Annotated in this window: 16 protein-coding genes and 1 pseudogene; 15 read left to right on the top strand and 2 right to left on the bottom strand. The window is 32.9% G+C overall.

Translation table 11 applies throughout. The annotated features are described in order from the left end of the window. The first annotated feature begins 81 nt into the window (after positions 1–81). Both secDF and F6464_RS02700 read left to right on the top strand, forming a co-directional pair. Positions 82–3054, top strand: coding sequence for a protein translocase subunit SecDF (gene secDF, locus F6464_RS02705; RefSeq protein ID WP_151106203.1), 2973 nt, complete (start codon positions 82–84; stop codon positions 3052–3054). 124 nt (positions 3055–3178) lie between these two features. Further along, complete coding sequence (locus tag F6464_RS02700) at positions 3179–3979, top strand: metallophosphoesterase (protein WP_151106202.1); 801 nt, start codon at positions 3179–3181, stop codon at positions 3977–3979. Between the two features lie 85 nt (positions 3980–4064). Here F6464_RS02700 and F6464_RS02695 read toward each other — a convergent pair. Then, positions 4065–4255: pseudogene (locus F6464_RS02695) on the bottom strand (IS1595 family transposase); the annotation flags it as partial. 149 nt (positions 4256–4404) lie between these two features. Here F6464_RS02695 and F6464_RS02690 point away from each other — a divergent pair. Both F6464_RS02690 and F6464_RS02685 read left to right on the top strand, forming a co-directional pair. Then, entirely contained in the window at positions 4405–5523 is a 1119-nt protein-coding gene (locus tag F6464_RS02690) for a VIT1/CCC1 transporter family protein (protein ID WP_151106201.1), read from the top strand. A 43-nt stretch (positions 5524–5566) separates the two neighbouring features. Next, complete coding sequence (locus F6464_RS02685; RefSeq protein ID WP_191963312.1) at positions 5567–6076, top strand: hypothetical protein; 510 nt, start codon at positions 5567–5569, stop codon at positions 6074–6076. 99 nt (positions 6077–6175) lie between these two features. Here the strand turns inward: F6464_RS02685 and F6464_RS02680 are convergent, their stop codons facing one another. After that, on the bottom strand, positions 6176–7870 hold the full coding sequence (locus tag F6464_RS02680; protein ID WP_151106200.1) for a putative transporter: 1695 nt from the start codon (positions 7868–7870) through the stop codon (positions 6176–6178). A 298-nt stretch (positions 7871–8168) separates the two neighbouring features. Here F6464_RS02680 and pckA point away from each other — a divergent pair, with 298 nt between their 5' ends. The 11 genes from pckA to F6464_RS02625 all read left to right on the top strand — a co-directional run bounded on the left by pckA (position 8169) and on the right by F6464_RS02625 (position 19133). Then, positions 8169–9791: a phosphoenolpyruvate carboxykinase (ATP) gene (gene pckA, locus F6464_RS02675; RefSeq protein WP_151106199.1), complete on the top strand. Its 1623-nt coding sequence runs from the start codon at positions 8169–8171 to the stop codon at positions 9789–9791. Positions 9792–10140: 349 nt separating this feature from the next. Beyond that, positions 10141–10998, top strand: a complete 858-nt coding sequence (gene hisG / locus F6464_RS02670; protein ID WP_151106198.1) for an ATP phosphoribosyltransferase — start codon at positions 10141–10143, stop codon at positions 10996–10998. Positions 10999–11008: 10 nt separating this feature from the next. Then, a complete protein-coding gene (gene hisD, locus F6464_RS02665) occupies positions 11009–12301 on the top strand; it encodes a histidinol dehydrogenase (protein WP_151106197.1) in 1293 nt (430 codons plus the stop codon). Then, positions 12291–13349, top strand: a complete 1059-nt coding sequence (hisC, locus tag F6464_RS02660) for a histidinol-phosphate transaminase (RefSeq protein ID WP_151106196.1) — start codon at positions 12291–12293, stop codon at positions 13347–13349. Before hisD ends, hisC begins: the two co-directional genes overlap by 11 nt. Before the next feature lie 2 nt (positions 13350–13351). Continuing rightward, entirely contained in the window at positions 13352–14488 is a 1137-nt protein-coding gene (gene hisB, locus F6464_RS02655) for a bifunctional histidinol-phosphatase/imidazoleglycerol-phosphate dehydratase HisB (protein WP_151106195.1), read from the top strand. A 52-nt stretch (positions 14489–14540) separates the two neighbouring features. After that, positions 14541–15170, top strand: a complete 630-nt coding sequence (gene hisH, locus F6464_RS02650) for an imidazole glycerol phosphate synthase subunit HisH (RefSeq protein ID WP_151106194.1) — start codon at positions 14541–14543, stop codon at positions 15168–15170. A 78-nt stretch (positions 15171–15248) separates the two neighbouring features. Further along, positions 15249–15971: a 1-(5-phosphoribosyl)-5-[(5-phosphoribosylamino)methylideneamino]imidazole-4-carboxamide isomerase gene (hisA, locus tag F6464_RS02645; RefSeq protein WP_151106193.1), complete on the top strand. Its 723-nt coding sequence runs from the start codon at positions 15249–15251 to the stop codon at positions 15969–15971. A gap of 115 nt (positions 15972–16086) precedes the next feature. Continuing rightward, entirely contained in the window at positions 16087–16452 is a 366-nt protein-coding gene (locus F6464_RS02640) for a four helix bundle protein (RefSeq protein ID WP_151106192.1), read from the top strand. A gap of 55 nt (positions 16453–16507) precedes the next feature. Beyond that, positions 16508–17263 (top strand): imidazole glycerol phosphate synthase subunit HisF, encoded by a 756-nt coding sequence (hisF, locus tag F6464_RS02635; protein WP_151106191.1) that lies wholly within the window; start codon positions 16508–16510, stop codon positions 17261–17263. 36 nt (positions 17264–17299) lie between these two features. Continuing rightward, complete coding sequence (hisIE, locus tag F6464_RS02630; protein WP_151106190.1) at positions 17300–17899, top strand: bifunctional phosphoribosyl-AMP cyclohydrolase/phosphoribosyl-ATP diphosphatase HisIE; 600 nt, start codon at positions 17300–17302, stop codon at positions 17897–17899. Between the two features lie 94 nt (positions 17900–17993). After that, the gene (locus F6464_RS02625) at positions 17994–19133 is read left to right on the top strand and encodes an alpha/beta hydrolase (RefSeq protein WP_151106189.1); all 1140 of its coding nucleotides are present in this window, start codon (positions 17994–17996) and stop codon (positions 19131–19133) included.

The following is a 19133-nucleotide window of genomic DNA, read 5'->3' as shown; positions in this document are numbered from 1 at the left end:
TAAATTCACTTTTAAGAAGGTATTTATTTTATTTAATCAACCACAAACTAAACAAACAGAATTAATTAATTTTTAGTAATAATGCAGAATAGAGGACTAGTTAAATTTTTCGCAATTTTATTTGCATTGGTAAGCATTTACCAACTTTCTTTCACTTTCGTATCTCATAATGTAGAGAGCGATGCAAAAACTTTTGCAAATGGTAATTCAGAAAAAGAATTAAAATATTTAGATTCCATTGGAAAAGAAAAGGTATTTAATCTCGGATTTACTGACTTTACTTATAATGAAGTAAAAGATAAAAAAATCAATAAAGGTCTTGACCTTGAAGGAGGAATCAATGTACAACTTCAGATTTCTGTAAAAGACATTATTAAAGGATTAGCTAATAATTCTAAAAATCCAACTTTCAACAAAGCACTTGCTGATGCTACAGCAAATAGAGTTGGAAATCAAGATTATATTGATGCTTTTTTTGAAGCGTTTGATAAAGCCTCTGCTGGAACTGTAAAGTTAGCTTCGCCTGAAATTTTTTCAAATAAAATTGTTGGAGACGAAGTAAACTTTAGAATGACTGACGACCAAGTTAAAAAGGTAATTAGACGTAAAGTAGACGAGTCTATCGAAAGTGCTTTTGAAGTTCTAAGAAAACGTATTGATAAATTTGGAGTAACACAACCTAACATTCAAAAGATTGGAGAATCCGGAAGGATATTAGTGGAACTTCCTGGTGCAAAAGATGTAGATCGTATTAAGAAATTATTACAAAGTACTGCACAATTAGAGTTTTGGGAAACCTATAAAATTGATGATTTAGGTAATTTCTTAATGGCTGCAAACAATGCTTTGAAGCTAACTGAAAAATCAGCAGTAAATGTGAAACAAACCGCTAAAACAGGAATTGATACTTTATTGACAGATAAAGTGAAAGATACTGTTGCTGATGCAAAAGATTTAGGGCCTTTATTATCCAAATTCGTTAGCCAAGGTGGAGGTCCAGTTCTTGCTGTTTCTGATCCTAAGGATACTTCTGCAATAAATGGGTATTTGAAACGACAAGATATTAGAAATTTATTACCAGCAGACAAGCGTTATGCTAAATTTGTATGGGGTAAACCTTCTGTAAATGTTGATGAGAAAACAAAAAAAGAGGTTGAAACTGTAGAACTATATGCTTTAAAAGGAAATAGAGACAACCAAGCTGCTATGAGTGGTGGAGTAGTAACTGATGCTAAAGACTCATTCGACCAATTAGGAAAACCATCGGTAACGATGCAAATGAACGGTCAAGGTGCAAAAGCTTGGGAAGAATTGACAGGAAAAGCATTTACTCAAAAAAGCAATATCGCTATTGTTTTAGATGATATTGTTTATTCTGCACCTGGAGTGTCTAGCGGACCGATATCTGGTGGTAGATCAGAAATTTCTGGAGTTTTTGATGTTACTGAAACTAAAGATTTAGCTAATGTTTTAAGAGCAGGTAAATTGCCAGCTTCTGCTGAAATTGTGCAATCCGAAGTAGTAGGGCCATCTTTAGGACAAGAAGCTATTGATAACGGTACGAATTCGGCTATTATTGGTTTGTTAATCGTTTCCTTATGGATGATGGTGTATTATGGTAAATCAGGTTTATATGCTAATATCGCTTTAGCAATCAATCTTTTATTCTTATTCGGAATCTTAGCCAGTTTAGGAGCTGTATTGACTTTGCCTGGAATTGCAGGTATCGTTTTAACTATGGGTACTGCAGTCGATGCTAACATTATCATTTACGAAAGAGCAAAAGAAGAATTGCGTGCAGGAAAAACAATTGAAGAAGCTATTAAAGCGTCATTTGGATGGAAAGGAGCCATGCGTTCCATTGTAGATGCCAACGTAACTCACGTATTAACTGGAGCAGTATTATTAATTTTTGGAACAGGTCCAATTCAAGGTTTTGCAACTACCTTGTTAATAGGTATTGCAACTTCGTTATTTACGTCTATTTTTATCACTAGAATTTTATTAGATTGGAGCGTAAATAGAGGAAACAAATTAACGTTTGTTACTGGTTTCTCTAAAAATTTCTTCACCAATTTCCATTTTGATTTCTTAAAAGTAAAAAAATATACTTACATATTCTCATTAGTAGTTTGTGTGGTAAGTGTCGCTTCATTAGCAATAAATGGTTTGAATTACGGTGTTGATTTTAAAGGTGGAAGAACTTTTCAAGTACATTTTGAAAAACCAATTGCAGCCGAAGAAGTGAGAGAAGATTTACTTAAAGTTTTAGACGGTAGTGTTGAAGCTAAGATTTTTGGAAAAGACAATCAATTAAAAATTACAACTAAATTCAAGGTTGATGAAGCTGGTTCAGAAGCAGATCAAGCGGTGAATAAAATTTTGTACGATAATTTGAAAAAGCATTTTTCTGCAGACATGACGTATGAAAAATTCGTAAACAGTTATGATGGTAAACAATACGGTATTTTGCAAGCTTCTAAAGTAGGACCAACAGTTGCAGATGATATTAAAACCAATTCGTATTGGGCAGTTCTTGGAGCTATGCTTATTGTTGGATTGTATTTAGTAATCAGTTTCAGAAAATGGCAATACAGTTTAGGTGCAATCGCAGCGGTGGCGCATGACGTAATCTTCGTATTAGGAATTTACTCTTTATTATGGAAGTACATGCCATTCGGAATGGAAATCGACCAACATTTCATTGCAGCAATTCTTACCGTTATTGGTTATTCGATGAACGACACTGTTATTGTATTTGACAGAGTTCGTGAATATTTAGGTGGTAAAGCAAAAGGTAACTTTAACTCAATCGTGAACCAGTCGATTAACTCTACAATGTCAAGAACCATCAATACGTCATTAACAATGATTTTAGTATTGTTAATCATGTTCATTTTTGGTGGAGAATCTATCAGAGGATTTATCTTCGCTATGTTGATAGGTATTGTTGTAGGAACGTATTCATCATTGTTTATAGCAACTCCAGTTCTATGCGATACCATTTCTGATGCTGAACACAAAAGAATTGAAGAAGAACACAATAAAGCCTAATCGCTTTTTATATACCAGAAAATGCCCGATGTGAATCGGGCATTTTTTTTTAATTTTTGGTATCTTAGCGAGGTAAATTGTTTTCACAAGTAAAACCAATATAAACATTTTAATAATGATTTAAATGATAGTGCGCTACTATAAATATATTATAATTACACTACTTGTCTTCTGCTTCTCTTTTACAGAAAAGGAGAAGCCCTCTTTCACTTTTGTTCAATTGTGTGACACTCAATTAGGAATGGGAGGTTACGGGCATGATATAGAATCATTTAAAAAAGCAGTAATACAGATAAATGAACTTCATCCAGATTTCGTCGTTATTTGTGGCGATCTCGTTCATAACCCAACGGATAGTTCTTATGCTGATTTTAAAAAAATTAAGGCGGGTTTTAAAATGCCTTGCTATTGTGTACCTGGAAATCATGATGTAGGAAATATTCCTAATGGTGCAACACTAAAGTATTACAGAAAAACTATAGGAAAAGATTATTATAAATTTCAAAAGAAAGGGTTTACTTTTATTGTAACAAATTCCCAATTATGGAAAGTTAGTGTTGAAAATGAATCTGAGAAACACGATGTGTGGTTTAAAAAATCACTAAAAAAACAAAAAGCTAAATCCCATCCTATATTTGTTATGGGACATTATCCTTTATATGGTGTAACAATAGATGAAGAAGAAGGCTATTTCAATCTTCCTATACAAAAACGACAACAGTTGCTACAATTATTTCAGGAAAACAATGTTAAAGCCTATCTATCAGGTCATACTCACAAAACAGTGATAAACAATTATGATGGTATTCAATTAGTTAGTGGCGAAACTACCAGCAAAAATTTTGACGGAAATCCATTAGGATTTAGGGTCTGGTATGTTTCATCTTATACAACCCAACAGCGTTTTGTTGCTTTAAAACCTTAAATTATTTTATAAAGAGGATAGAGAAGTAGTTTTAAGATTTAGAAATTATTTGATGCCAAATCAAAAATGACAAATTAGAAGTCTACAATATTGTTTCACTTTGCAAAGAGATTCTGCTTCTGCATTTTTTATATTCGTAACTACTAACACTTTTTATCCAAAATGTTCTTTGCTTCCACATTTACATTGAACGCCTTGTTTATCTCTTTCTTCTTTAACATCAAGTCTACAAGACTCTTCGCTTCCAAAATTTACTATAAAAGTAAATAAATTCATCGCTTTTTTATAAAGACAATACCTTTTTTAATTAGGAGTAATTACTGATAATCAAAATTCATTTATAAAATTATCATTTTAAATATTGTTTTTGGATTAATAAATTAAAATTCAATTGACTACCTTTGAAATAGGAAAAACTATACATAATGGACTTAAACAAATTAAAAGGACAATTGCAAACAGAAGTTGATACTGCTTTTTTATACGATAGTATCGCTAATATTCAATCGGATGATAATTTGTCAAGGGTATTACAAAGTTTGGCAGAAATTGAAAAAGGGCATGCTAAGCACATGTTGAATAAGGTTTTGACTTTTGATTCAAATTATAAAATGCCTTTGCCATCTTCACGAGCAAAATTTCAATTAAAGTTAGGGAAGCTTTTTGGTTACAGTTCTATTATTAGTAATTTATCGAGCATTGAAAAGCAATTTGCAGTAAATGCTGTTAAAAATAAAATTGAAAATGGTGAAAAACCAACAGGGTTTGAGCACAATCATTTAAATATTATTGAAGCAGTTAATAATAATGCAGCTTTGAATGTATCAGGCGGATTTTTATCCAAATTTGAAAGTCGGCATAAATCGGTTGGTGGAAACGCCTTACGTGCGGCAGTATTAGGTTCTAATGACGGATTGGTTTCTAATATGAGTTTGGTAATGGGAGTTGCAGGGGCAGCCGTTTCAAACAATACCATTTTATTGACTGGAATTGCAGGTTTATTAGCAGGAGCAATATCTATGGCTTTAGGCGAATGGTTATCAGTACAAAGTTCAAGAGAATTAAATTTACGACAAATAGAACTTGAAACTGAAGAACTAGAAGCTTCTCCCGAAGAAGAAAAAAAAGAATTGGTTTTACTTTACCAAGCCAAGGGAATGAATGTAATTGAAGCTCAAAAATTAGCTGATAAAGCATTTGAAAATCCACAAACGGCTATAGATGCTATAATTACTGAGGAATTAGGTATTGATAAAGAAGAATTAGGTGGTTCGGCATGGGAAGCGGCAATTGCTTCTTTTGTACTTTTTTCTATAGGGGCAATAATTCCATTGTATCCATTTATGTTTTTAGATGGTAAAAATGCTATCTTTTTAAGTGTTGGAAGTAGTGTAATTGGACTTTTCGGAATAGGTGCTGCTATAACATTATTAACTGGTAAAAGTGTTTTGTTTTCTGGTTTCAGACAAGTTGCTTTTGGATTAGCTGCAGCAGCAGTAACATATGGAATAGGTTCATTAATAGGAGTTTCACTGGCAGGATAAGTATTTAGTTTTCAATAAAAATTTAACATTTAACAATAAAATTATGAATGACGCACATTTACACTTGATAGTAAACCATTTTCCAATTATCGGGACGGTTTTTGGATTAGGAATTTTGATTTCAGGAATGATTTTGAAGAACAATTCCGTGAAAACGGTTGCTTATGTCTTATTTATTGTAGCAGCGATTTTTGCAGCATTTAGTATGGGAACGGGAGAAGGAGCGGAGGAATTGGTAGAAGATATGCCCAATGTGGGAAAACAAATTATTCATGATCATGAAGAGTTGGCAGAAGGATTTGCAATATTGTTATATGTTATAGGCTTTATGTCTTTAATATCTATATATCTTTCAATTAAAAAAAATGCTTTAGGAAAATATAGTGCCATAATTACTCTTGTTTTGGTTTCAATTGCTGTGTTTTTAGCCAAAGAAGTTGGAACTTCTGGTGGAGAAATTCGTCACACAGAAATTAGACCTAAAGCCATTTTAGGGGCCGAAGCAGAACAAAAAACAGGTAGTAAAGAAAAAAGCGATGCGGATAATGATTAGTTAAAATTTCAAAAATAGTATACCAAAATTATTTCAACATAAAAAAGAGGATATTTTCTATTTAGAAATCATCCTCTTTTTTAAAATACTAGTTTATAGTTAACTAGTAAAGAGCAGTATCAGCAATTGTGCAACAAATATCCTTGAAATAGTCACTAATGGATATACTGTCGCATAGGACTGATTAGGAATATCTGAATCTAAATATTTCGTGCTAAAAGCTAATGCTGCAGGATCTGTATAAGCGCCACTCATAATACCTACTAATTGATAGAAGTTAAGTTTAAACACAAAACGACTTATCAATACCATAATTATTAATGGAACAAAAGTGATATAACATCCATAATAAATCCAAAGCCAACCGTTAAATTTAATGAAATTGTCATAAAAAGCCGCTCCAGCATGAATTCCGACGGCAGCAAAGAATAAGCATATTCCTAAATCTTTCATAAAATGTACCGCACCGTTATTGATGTAGGAATGAATAACCCCAATACCGCCATATCTACTTATAAATAAAGCAGTTAAAAGTGGACCAGCAGCAAATCCTAATTTTAAAGGAACTGGTAGCGTAGGAATAAATATTGGTATGGAACCAATAATAATTCCAATTATTAATCCGCCAAACAATGATAAAAAATCGGGTTCTAAAAGGCTTTTTTCTGAATTACCGATTATCTTTTCAACTTCTGAAATGGCTTCTTTATTTCCAACAATCAATAATTTGTCTCCATAATATAATTCTAAAGAAGGTTGAGCTAATAATTCTAATCCTGAACGAATAACACGAGTCACTTTTAAATCAAATTTATTGTGTAAATCTAATTCTGCTAAAGTTTTATGAGTAGCCGATTTTTTTGTTACAAGTATGTTTTTAGAAACTACATCCTCTTCTGATTCAATAAATAAATCAGTAGAAACCTTACCAACAAGACTTATAAAATGAGAAACTTCTTTTTTGTTTCCTACAACCATTAATACATCTTTATGATGAATTTTAGAGTCTAATGAAGGCGAGTAGACCACTTTTGAACCGCTATTTTTTAATCTTGAAATAATGATATTGTGAATATCTAATTCTTTAAAAATTTGATAAATACTTTTACCCAATAACTCTTGATTAGTAACTCTACACTTTTCATGAATAATTACATTTTCTCTATCAGTTGTTTTTATTTTAAGCAAAAAACTTTCTTTGATCAAATCAATTTTTAATACCGATTTAGATATAATAATTGTGATAATAATTCCAAAAACTCCCAGAGGATAAGTTATTGCATAAGCAATTGTTGGATCACCAAAAATTTTGGTTGGGAATTTGCTTTGTATTTCTTGTAATGTTGATTTAGCTGCTCCTAATCCAGGTGTATTTGTTACCGATCCAGACATTAAACCCACAGCGTTTTCAATATCAATTTTCGTAATTACGTGAATGAAATAAGTAATTAATCCGCCTAAAACAACAGTTCCAACAGCAAGAAAATTAAATAACAATCCGTCTTTTTTAAATGAAGAAAAGAAAGAGGGTCCAACTTGAATTCCAATCCCGTATACAAATAAAATTAAACCAAAATCTCTCACAAACACTAAAATACTCTCATCCATTCTATAGCCATAATGGCCTAAAAAAAGACCTACAAACATAACAGCCGAAACTCCGAGAGAGACATTTCCAATTCTAATTCTACCAATAAAAAAACCAACACTTATAGCAATTAATAATACAATTAACGACTGTGTAATATCTGGTTTGTCAATAGGAGAAAACAAGGTATAAAACCAATCAAACATAATTTTATAATTTAAATTGTTAAATAATAGTGCAAATGAATAACAACTTTATTAATGTTCATATGATAAAAATCAGTTAATTTTTTGTAAATTTAGAATTTTAAGAATGAATATTCTAATGAATCATGTTTATTCTAATGAATCATGTTTATTCTAAATATCTATTGTTCATTGATGTATAAAAGAAAGCGTTTTTGTGTATTTTTATTTCACATGATAAAAGTCAGTTTTTATGTCACTTTAGAATTTTAATTTTGGCATAGAATTATACAAGTAAGAATTTTTAAAATTAAGCAATATGAAAAATATTAGAGTCATTCAAGAATTACAAGATTTAGGAATTACAGGGTATCACGAAGTATCTTATAATCCAACTTATGAAGAATTATTTCAAGCTGAAATGTCTCACAAAAGAAAAGGATTTGAGAAAGGAGCTTTGACTGATACTGGGGCTGTTGCTGTAAAAACAGGAGTGTTTACAGGTCGTTCCCCTAAAGATAGATACATTGTTAAAGATGATATTACTAGAGATACTATTTATTGGGATGATAAGGTAAATTTCCCTACAACTAAAGAAGTTTGGGATGATTTAAAAACACTTGTTCTGGAACAACTTTCAACTTCTCCAAAATTATATGTTGTTGATGCCTTTTGTGGAACAAACGCTGATACAAGATTAAAAGTACGGTTTATAATGGAAGTTGCTTGGCAAGCGCACTTTGTAACCAATATGTTTATTAGACCTTCAATTTATGAATTAGAGACTTTTGGAGAACCTGATTTTGTGGTAATGAATGGTTCTAAAGCAACAAATCCTGATTGGCAAGAGCAAGAATTAAATTCTGAAAACTTTGTCGTATTTAATCTTGCTGAAAAAATTCAAATTATAGGAGGGACTTGGTACGGTGGCGAAATGAAAAAAGGAATGTTTGCTATGATGAACTATTACCTGCCTTTAAAAGGAATGGCCTCAATGCACTGTTCTGCAAACGTAGGTGAAAAAGGGGATGTAGCTATATTCTTCGGACTTTCAGGTACAGGAAAAACTACCTTATCAGCTGACCCAAAAAGATACTTAATAGGTGATGACGAGCACGGCTGGGATAACAATGGTGTCTTTAATTATGAAGGTGGTTGTTATGCAAAAGTAATTGACTTAAGCGAAAACAATGAGCCAGATATTTGGAGAGCCATTAAAAGAGATGCTTTACTAGAAAATGTAATTGTCGATGAGTATGGTGAAATCAATTATTTTGACCATTCCATAACAGAAAATTCTCGGGTTTCCTATCCAATTTTTCACATTAATAAAATAGTTTTGCCTTCAAAAGCAGGACACGCTAGTAAAATAATTTATCTTTCTGCTGATGCATTTGGTGTATTGCCCCCAGTTTCTATTCTAGATGAAGATCAAGCACAGTATCACTTCCTTTGCGGTTATACTTCTAAATTAGCGGGCACCGAAAGAGGAATTACCGAACCAGAGCCGTCATTCTCACCAGCATTTGGAGAAGCGTTCCTGACGTTGCATCCTACCATGTATTCTAAAACATTAATCGGAAAAATGAAAGAACACAATGCTAAAGCCTATTTAGTCAATACAGGTTGGAACGGTACAGGAAAACGAATTTCACTTAAAAATACTAGAGCCATCATTGATGCAATTATTAATAGTGAAATTGATGCAGCTCCAACAAGAGATATTCCATTCTTAAATTTAACTATACCAACAGCTTTAACAGGAGTAAGTGAAGGTTTGCTAGACCCAAGAGATACTTACAAAGACAAAGCGGAGTGGGAGCGTAAAGCCAAAGATTTATCCGCCAGATACATTAAAAATTTCCAACAGTATACTAATACAGAAGAAGGAAAACGTTTAGTTGCAGCAGGACCATCAATAGAAGTTCCTGTTTTAAATTAGAATTCTTTAAATTGATTCCTTAGTTTTAGAACATCTACAAATAGTTACAAAAATTACTTGTAGATGTTTTTTTGTTCAATTTTTTAATTGATTTGTTTTTTAAAATCTTTTTAAACTATATTTGCATCACAATAAAAAAACATGAAGATAAATCAATTGCACCATCATCATTATACCAATTGCTCTCAAGCGATGTGTTAATGATATGTGTGTATGTCACAATATTCTAAAAACCCGTTTGAGTAACTCCAAACGGGTTTTTTATTACCAAAAGGTGTACTCAAACAAAAATTAAAAAACAAATAATTGAGAATGACATTGCTTCGTTTCTCGCAAAAAAAACAATAAAATGAGTACTTTAAAAATTGCAATTCAAAAATCAGGTCGCTTAAACGAAGACAGCATTCAAATTCTAAAAGATTGTGGTATTTCTATTGATAACGGAAACGACCAACTTAAGGCGCAAGCTACTAATTTTCCTCTTGAAGTTTTGTTTCTCCGTAATTCCGATATTCCACAGTATTTAATCGATGGTGTTGTAGACGCTGCTATTGTTGGTGATAACCTTTTAGTAGAAAAAGGAAAAAACATTAAAGTTGTCCAAAAATTGGGTTTTTCTAAATGCAAAGTATCAGTGGCTGTCCCTAAAACATTCGAGTATAAATCTATAAAAGATTTAGACGGAATGCGTGTAGCTACTTCCTATCCAAATACAGTAACTGATTATTTTAATTCTTTTGGCTTAACGGTCGATATTCACCAAATTTCTGGTTCAGTAGAAATTGCTCCAAATATTGGTCTTGCTGATGCAATTGTTGATATTGTTTCTAGCGGAAGTACCCTGTTTAAAAACAATCTTAAAGAAGTAGAAGTTATTTTTAAAAGCGAAGCCGTATTAGCGGTATCTCCAAAAGTAACACCAGAAGTTCAAAAGCTAATAAACACACTTCAATTTCGTATAGAATCGGTTTTAAGAGCCAGAAAATCAAGATACATTTTAATGAATGTTCCAAATGATAAAATAAACGCTATTGGCAAAATTTTACCGGTTTTAAAAAGCTTAACTGTTATGCCTTTAGCCGAAGAAGGATGGAGTAGCGTTCACTCCGTAATTGATAAGGATACCTTTTGGGATGTAATTGATCAACTAAAGGAAGCAGGTGCAGAAGGTATTTTGGTTTGTCCAATAGATAAAATGGTGCTTTAATTCAATAAAAATGAATAAAATATACAATCCAGCAAGAGAAACTTGGTCTAAAATTTTAAAAAGACCAACTGCCAATTTTAGTGATATTGAAGAAACTGTAAAAGGCATTTTTATTGAAATTCAGAAAAAAGGAGATAAAGCTGTAGCCAAATACACTTCTCTTTTTGATGGAATTTCATTAACAGATATTCAAGTTTCTGATGATGAAATTCAAACAGCTATAAGTTTAGTTTCTGATGAATTAAAAGAAGCGATTCAATTGGCAAAATCGAATATTGAAAAATTTCATAGCGCTCAAAAAACAGCTAAAATTGAAATTGAAACGACCGAAGGTGTGCAATGCTGGCAAGAAAAACGCCCAATACAAAAAGTTGGATTATATATTCCTGGCGGAACAGCTCCTTTGTTTTCAACCGTATTAATGCTGGCGGTTCCTGCTAAAATTGCTGGATGTCAAGAAATAGTTTTGTGTTCACCACCCGATAAAAACGGAAAAATTAATCCGGCTATCTTATATACTGCCCAATTATGTGGAGTGAATAAAATTCTAAAAGTTGGAGGAATTCAGGCTATTGCTGGAATGACTTTTGGTACAACAACTATTCCTAAAGTATATAAAATTTTTGGACCTGGAAATCAATTTGTAACCGTTGCTAAACAATTTGCAACTCAGTTTGGTGTTGCAATAGATATGCCAGCTGGTCCTTCAGAATTATTAATTGTAGCCGACGAAAGTGCCAATGCTAGTTTTGTAGCTTCCGATTTATTGAGTCAAGCCGAACACGGGGGAGACAGTCAGGTAATTTTAGTAACTACTTCAAAAGATTTTATTGACGCTGTTGAAAAAGACGTTAGTAGTCAAATAAAAAGTTTGCCAAGAAAAGCTATTGCAGAAAAAGCCATCAAAAACTCAAAATTAATTTATGTCGAAAATAACCAAATTGCCATAGATTTAATAAACGAATATGGTCCAGAACATTTTATTATTTGTAGTAAAAACGAAAAGTATTACGTCGATAATATTCAAAATGCGGGCTCTATTTTTATAGGAAATTATACGCCGGAAAGCGCAGGAGATTATGCTTCTGGGACTAATCACACCTTGCCAACCAACGGGTATGCCAAGAATTATAGCGGAGTAAATTTAGATAGCTTTATGAAATCGATGACCTTTCAGAAAATATCTGAAAAAGGCATTCAAAATATTGGGAGCGCCATTGAAATTATGGCTGAAGCCGAGGGATTGCAAGCCCATAAAAATGCTGTTACACTAAGATTAAAAGCGATTGAAAATGGAAAATAGTTTTGATATAAATAGTTTAGTCCGTGAAAACGTCAAGCTGATGAAGCCCTATTCTTCGGCTCGCGACGAATTTGAGGATTTTGATACTGCTGATATGATTTTCTTGGATGCCAATGAAAATCCATTTCAGAATGGCGTAAATCGCTATCCAGATCCGCAACAAAGCAGTCTAAAAGTAGTTTTGGCAAAACAAAGAAACGTTAACCCAAATCAAATTTTACTAGGAAACGGTAGTGATGAAGTATTGGATTTAATCTTTAGAGCTTTTTGCGAACCAAAAGTAGATAATGTAATTACTTTGCCACCAACGTATGGAATGTATGGCGTTTTGTCTAATCTAAATGATATTGAAAATAGAGAAGTGCTGCTTTCAACCCATTTTCAACCTCAAGTAGAGAAGATTTTAGAAACAGTTGACGAGAAAACTAAAATCATCTTTTTATGTTCGCCAAATAATCCAACAGGGAATTCTTTTTCGGATGAAAGTGTGGTCAAATTGCTACAAAATTTTAAAGGTTTGGTCGTGATTGACGAAGCCTATATCGACTTTTCTAAAAAAGAAAGTTGGTTGGCAAAAATTGACGAATATCCAAATTTAGTAATCACGCAAACACTTTCAAAAGCGTATGGTTTGGCAGGAATTCGATTGGGAATTTGTTATGCCTCAGCTCCGATAATTTCGGTTTTAAACAAAATAAAACCACCTTACAATGTGAACGAATTGACGCAGTTAAGAGCTTTGGAAAGATTGAGTAATCCAGATAAAATAAAATCAGAAATTCAATCAATTATTGAACAAAGGTCAGCATTACTTAAAGTTTTGGTTGACGTAAATTTTGTCAAAAAAATATACCCAACGGAAGCCAATTTTATCTTGATAAAAGTAGATGATGCTAACAGAAGATACGACGAATTGATTGCCAAAGGAATTGTAATTCGCAACCGGACAACACAGCCATTATGCGAGAACACCTTGCGTTTGACTATTGGAACTGAACAAGAAAATGAAAAATTAATAGAAGCTTTGGCTTCTTTAATAAAAATATAAAAATGAAAAAAGTACTTTTTATAGATCGAGATGGAACAATGGTTTTGGAACCAACCGATTATCAATTAGACAGTTTCGAAAAACTGGAGTTTTATCCAAAAGCCTTTCAATATTTAGGGAAAATTGCTACCGAATTGGATTTTGAATTGGTGATGGTGACCAATCAAGATGGTTTGGGAACCAATTCGCATCCTGAAGCTAATTTTTGGCCTGTGCATAATTTGGTAATGAAAGCTTTCGAAAATGAAGGAGTTGTTTTTGACGCTGTTTATATAGATAAAACTTTTCCTCATGAAAATGTAACTACCAGAAAACCAGGAACGGATATGTTGTTAAAATACATCAACAACCCAGCATATGATTTGGAAAATTCTTTTGTCATCGGAGACAGAATAACCGACGTGGAATTGGCCAAAAATCTGGGTTCAAAAGCCATTTATATTAGTAATAACGAAGAATTAGGAAGCGATGAAATTTCGTCAAAAAGACATGAATTGGATGCTGTTATCGCTTTAAAAACCACAGAATGGAAAACGATTTACGAGTTTTTGAAAATGAAGGAACGTTCAGCTACAATTTCTAGAAAAACGAATGAAACGGATATACACATCAATTTAAACCTAGACGGAACCGGAAAAAGTAAAATCGATACTGGAATTGCTTTTTTCGACCACATGCTGGATCAAATCGCTCGTCATGGACAAATGGATTTGGAAATCATCGTAAAAGGCGATTTAGAAGTCGATGAGCACCACACGATCGAAGACACGGCAATTGCCCTGGGAGAAGTTTTTGCCAAAGCATTAGGAAACAAATTAGGAATAGAACGTTACGGTTTTTGTTTGCCTATGGACGACTGTTTATCGCAAGTAGCCATTGATTTTGGGGGTAGAAACTGGTTGGTTTGGGAAACCGAATTCAAACGTGAAATGGTGGGAAAGATGCCAACGGAAATGTTCTATCATTTCTTTAAATCCTTTTCGGATGGAGCAAAAGCCAACATCAACATAAAAGCAGAAGGAACGAATGAGCACCACAAAATTGAAGCGATTTTCAAGGCTTTTGCCAAAGCAATAAAAGTTGCCGTTAAAAGGGATACAGAAAAAATGATTTTACCTAGTACGAAAGGGATGTTGTAATTCACCTAACCCCCGAAAGGGGAATTAGAAAGTAATTCAAAAGAAATAGATTATGAATCATAATATAATACAACCCTTATCAACTCCCCCTTCGGGGGATGGGGGGATTGTTATCATAAATTACGGAGCTGGAAACATTCAAAGCATCATGTTTGCCATCGAAAGATTGGGTTACAAAGCGGTTTTGAGCAACAATCCTGACGAAATAAAAGCAGCGGACAAAGTGATTTTTCCGGGAGTGGGAGAGGCGAGTTATGCAATGAAAATGCTTCAGGAAAGCGGTTTGGATGTTTTAATTCCTACGCTGAAACAACCCGTTTTCGGAATTTGTTTGGGTATGCAATTGATGTGCAACCATTCGGAAGAAGGTGATACCAAAGGATTGGGGATTTTTGATGTAAATGTGTTGAAATTTTCTAATAAAGTAAAAGTACCACAAATGGGCTGGAACACTATTTATAACTTGAAATCCGATTTGTTCAAAGGAATTGCCGAAAACGAATATATGTATTTGGTACATAGTTTTTATGCGCCTATTTGCGGGGAAACGATTGCCACTACCAATTACGAACTAGAATATTCATCGGCTTTAGAAAATGATAATTTCTATGGAACCCAATTTCATCCCGAAAAAAGTGGCGATGTTGGGGAGCGAATTCTTGGTAATTTTTTAAAGCTATAAATTTAAATGGCAATGGCAAAAATCAATTTCAATAGCAATTTTTAAATCTGAAATCAAAAATCGTTAATCTTCAATCAAATGAGAATAATACCTGCAATAGACATCATCGAAGGGAAATGTGTTCGATTATCAAAAGGCGATTACAATACTAAAATTATATACAACGAAAATCCGCTAGAGGTAGCGAAATCATTCGAAGCGCACGGAATTGAATACTTACATTTAGTCGATTTAGATGGAGCGAAATCGAATAAAATTGTCAATTATAAAATATTGGAACAAATTGCTTCTCAAACCAAATTAAAAATTGATTTTGGAGGCGGTTTGAAGGCTGATTCTGATTTAAAAATTGCTTTCGAATCTGGGGCAAACCAAATCACTGGAGGAAGTATTGCTGTGAAAAACAGAGTTATTTTCGAAAAATGGATTGCTGAATACGGTTCTGATAAAATCATTCTTGGTGCCGATGCTAATAACGAAAAAGTTGCTGTTTCTGGATGGTTAGAAGATTCAAATGAAGACTTAGTGCCATTTATTCAGGATTATCAAAACAAAGGAATTCAATATGTAATTTGTACCGATATTGCAAAAGACGGAATGCTCGAAGGACCAAGTTTTGATTTGTATGCCAAGATTTTATCAGAAGCCAAAGGAATTAAATTAATTGCCTCTGGAGGAATTTCAACTTTTGATGAATTGCCTAAACTAGCTGAATTGGGTTGCGAAGGAACAATAATTGGCAAAGCGATTTACGAAGGCAGAATTTCGTTAAAACAATTGGAAAAATACATAATAGGTTAGAAATAAGAAGTTAGAGGTTAGAAGTAGTTGGAATATAAAATTATCTCTTCTAATTTCTAACCTTTAACTTTGTATTTATTTATAACTTCGTATTTTTAACCTATAACCTTAAATTATGGTACAAGATTTAAAAGCAAGAACTAAAAAATTTGCTATTGATTGTGGAAAGTTATGCAGAAATTTTCCTAATTCAAGAGAGTATAATGCTTATGTTAATCAATTAATTAGATGTTCGAGTTCAGTAGGTGCAAATTATAGAGCTTCACAAAGAGGAAAATCTACAGCGGATTTTATTAATAAATTAAAAATAGTTGAAGAAGAAGCAGATGAAAGCCATTTTTTTATTGAAATTTTGTTGGAACTATATGATTTAGGCGATGAAAATGTAAAAAATGAAATGATAAGGTTATGTGAAGAAGCGAATGAATTAGTTGCAATAATTGTAGCTTCAATAAACACAGCAAAAAGTAAATTAAAGTGATTTTTTCTCGGTTAGAATCCTCTAACTTCTAACCTCTAACTTCTAACTTCAAATAATGCTAACAAAAAGAATAATTCCTTGCCTCGATATCAAAAACGGAAGAACCGTGAAAGGTGTTAATTTTGTAGACTTGCGCGATGCAGGCGATCCTGTGGAATTGGCAAAAATCTATTCAGATGAAGGTGCGGATGAATTGGTTTTCCTGGATATTTCGGCAACGGAAGAACGCAGAAGTACCTTACTTGATTTGGTTCGTAAGGTAGCGGCAACCATCAATATTCCGTTTACGGTGGGTGGTGGAATTTCTACTGTCGAAGATGTTGAAGCTTTGTTGCAAAACGGAGCTGACAAGGTTTCCATTAATTCATCGGCCGTAAAAAATCCGCAATTGATTAATGATTTGGCTCAGAAATTTGGTAGTCAATGCGTGGTGGTAGCAATTGATGCCAAGCAAATAGATGGTGAATGGATGGTGCATTTGGTAGGAGGAAAGGTTCCCACCGAAATCCGATTATTTGATTGGGCACAAGAGGTGGAACAACGTGGCGCAGGAGAAATCCTATTTACCTCAATGAATCACGACGGAACGAAAAGCGGTTTTGCCAATGAAGCTTTGGCAACATTATCCGAAATGGTAAATATTCCAATAATTGCTTCGGGTGGAGCTGGAAATATGCAACATTTTGTTGATACCTTTGTAGAAGGAAAAGCCGATGCTGCATTGGCCGCAAGTGTATTTCATTTCAAGGAAATTGAAATAAAGACATTAAAAAAAGAACTTAAAAAAAATAATATCGAAGTTAGGATTTAAAAATCCCAAATCGAGAATCTTAAATCCTAAATTAAAATGAATATAGATTTTTCCAAAAGTGCTCACGGATTAATTCCAGCTATTATTCAAGACAATGAAACTAAAACCGTTTTAATGCTTGGATATATGAATGCAGAAGCCTATCAAAAAACAATTGACACACAAAAGGTTACTTTTTTCAGCCGATCTAAACAAAGACTTTGGACAAAAGGAGAGGAAAGTGGCAACTTTTTAAATCTAGTAGATATTAAAATTGATTGTGATAATGATACTTTTTTGGTTAAAGTAAATCCTGTAGGACCAACTTGTCATACAGGTACAGATAACTGCTGGCAAGATTCAAATAATCAAGAGTATGGATTTATTTCAAAACTAGAAAATACAATAAAAAACAGAAAAGAAAACGCTTCTTCTGATAAAAGTTATGTAGCTTCATTATTTGAAAAAGGAATTAATAAAATTGCTCAAAAAGTAGGAGAAGAAGCCGTTGAAGTAGTTATTGAAGCTAAGGATAATAATGACCATTTATTTTTGAACGAAAGTGCTGATTTGTTATTTCATTATCTTATTTTATTACAAGCAAAAGGATTTCAATTGAATGATGTGGTTTCAATATTAAAAGAACGAGAAAAATAATAGCAATAATTATTGTCTAAACTTCTTTTTTTAAACAATCAAAAAACTATATTTACTTTATAATTAAAGTTTATATAGTTTTTTTTAAATTTATATGGTTTCTAATACAAATAGCCTTTCAAAAGATATAGAAGACGAATTAATTGAGCCTCAACTCAACATACTTCTTACAACCGATGAAGACGATTTACGTCCGGTTTATATCTCAGGAAATTTCAATAATTGGCATACTCAAGACAGTCATTTTATGATGGAAAAAATCGGAAACGGTTTGTATCATTATAAATTTTCTAATGATTTTGTTTATCCAGAAGAGTTGCTTTACAAATTTACAAAAGGGGATTGGAGTGAGGTTGAGATTGATAAATATGGCAATAGAACTCCCAACCGAGTTTGCAATCAAAACTCAGGAGTTCGAAAAGAACATGTCGATAAATGGAGAAGAAATTGGTTGCCATTTAAGCCTAATTTTCTGCCTAAAGTGCATCTCATTTCTGAAGAATTTGAAATTCCTCAGCTCAACAAAACGCGAAGAGTTTGGGCATTGCTTCCTCATGATTACGACTCATCAAACGAACATTACCCCGTAATGTATTTGCAAGATGCTCAAAATTTATTCAATGAAAATGCGCAGTATGGCAATTGGGAAATAGACAAGAAGTTAGCGGTTATGGCCGAATACAATATAGGAAAGATTATCATTATTGCTATAGAACATGCCGAACAAGACCGAATAAAGGAATATAATGTTGGAAATACAATTTTAGGCGTTGGACAAGGAAAAAAATACATTCGTTTCATAACAGATACTTTAAAGCCTTTTGTAGATAAACAATTCAGAACAAAATCAGATCGGGAAAATACAGGTATAGGAGGTAGCTCTATGGGAGGTTTGGTTAGTATTTTTAGCGGAATAATGTATCCGGAAGTATATGGCAAGCTAATGATTTTTTCACCATCACTTTGGGTAATTCCTAAAATGGATTTTTCGAGTGCGGATTTTTCTGAACCCGGTGACACCAAAATTTATTTATATGCTGGTGGAGATGAAAGTGCCACTATGATTGATCACGTAAAAAAATTCAAAAAGAGAATGATTAAAAATGAATTTGTATCCAATAAAATGAAAATCAATTTAAGCATCAATATGCTGGGAAAACACAATGAAACTTATTGGAGTGATGAGTTTCCTAAAGCAATTGAATGGCTTTTTTTTAATACTAAAGACAACTAA

This window comes from Flavobacterium luteum, assembly GCF_008806775.1.
In the GTDB taxonomy this organism is placed as follows: domain Bacteria; phylum Bacteroidota; class Bacteroidia; order Flavobacteriales; family Flavobacteriaceae; genus Flavobacterium; species Flavobacterium luteum.
Note: the sequence above shows the minus strand (reverse complement) of the source record. Positions and strands in the feature narration are given on the sequence as shown.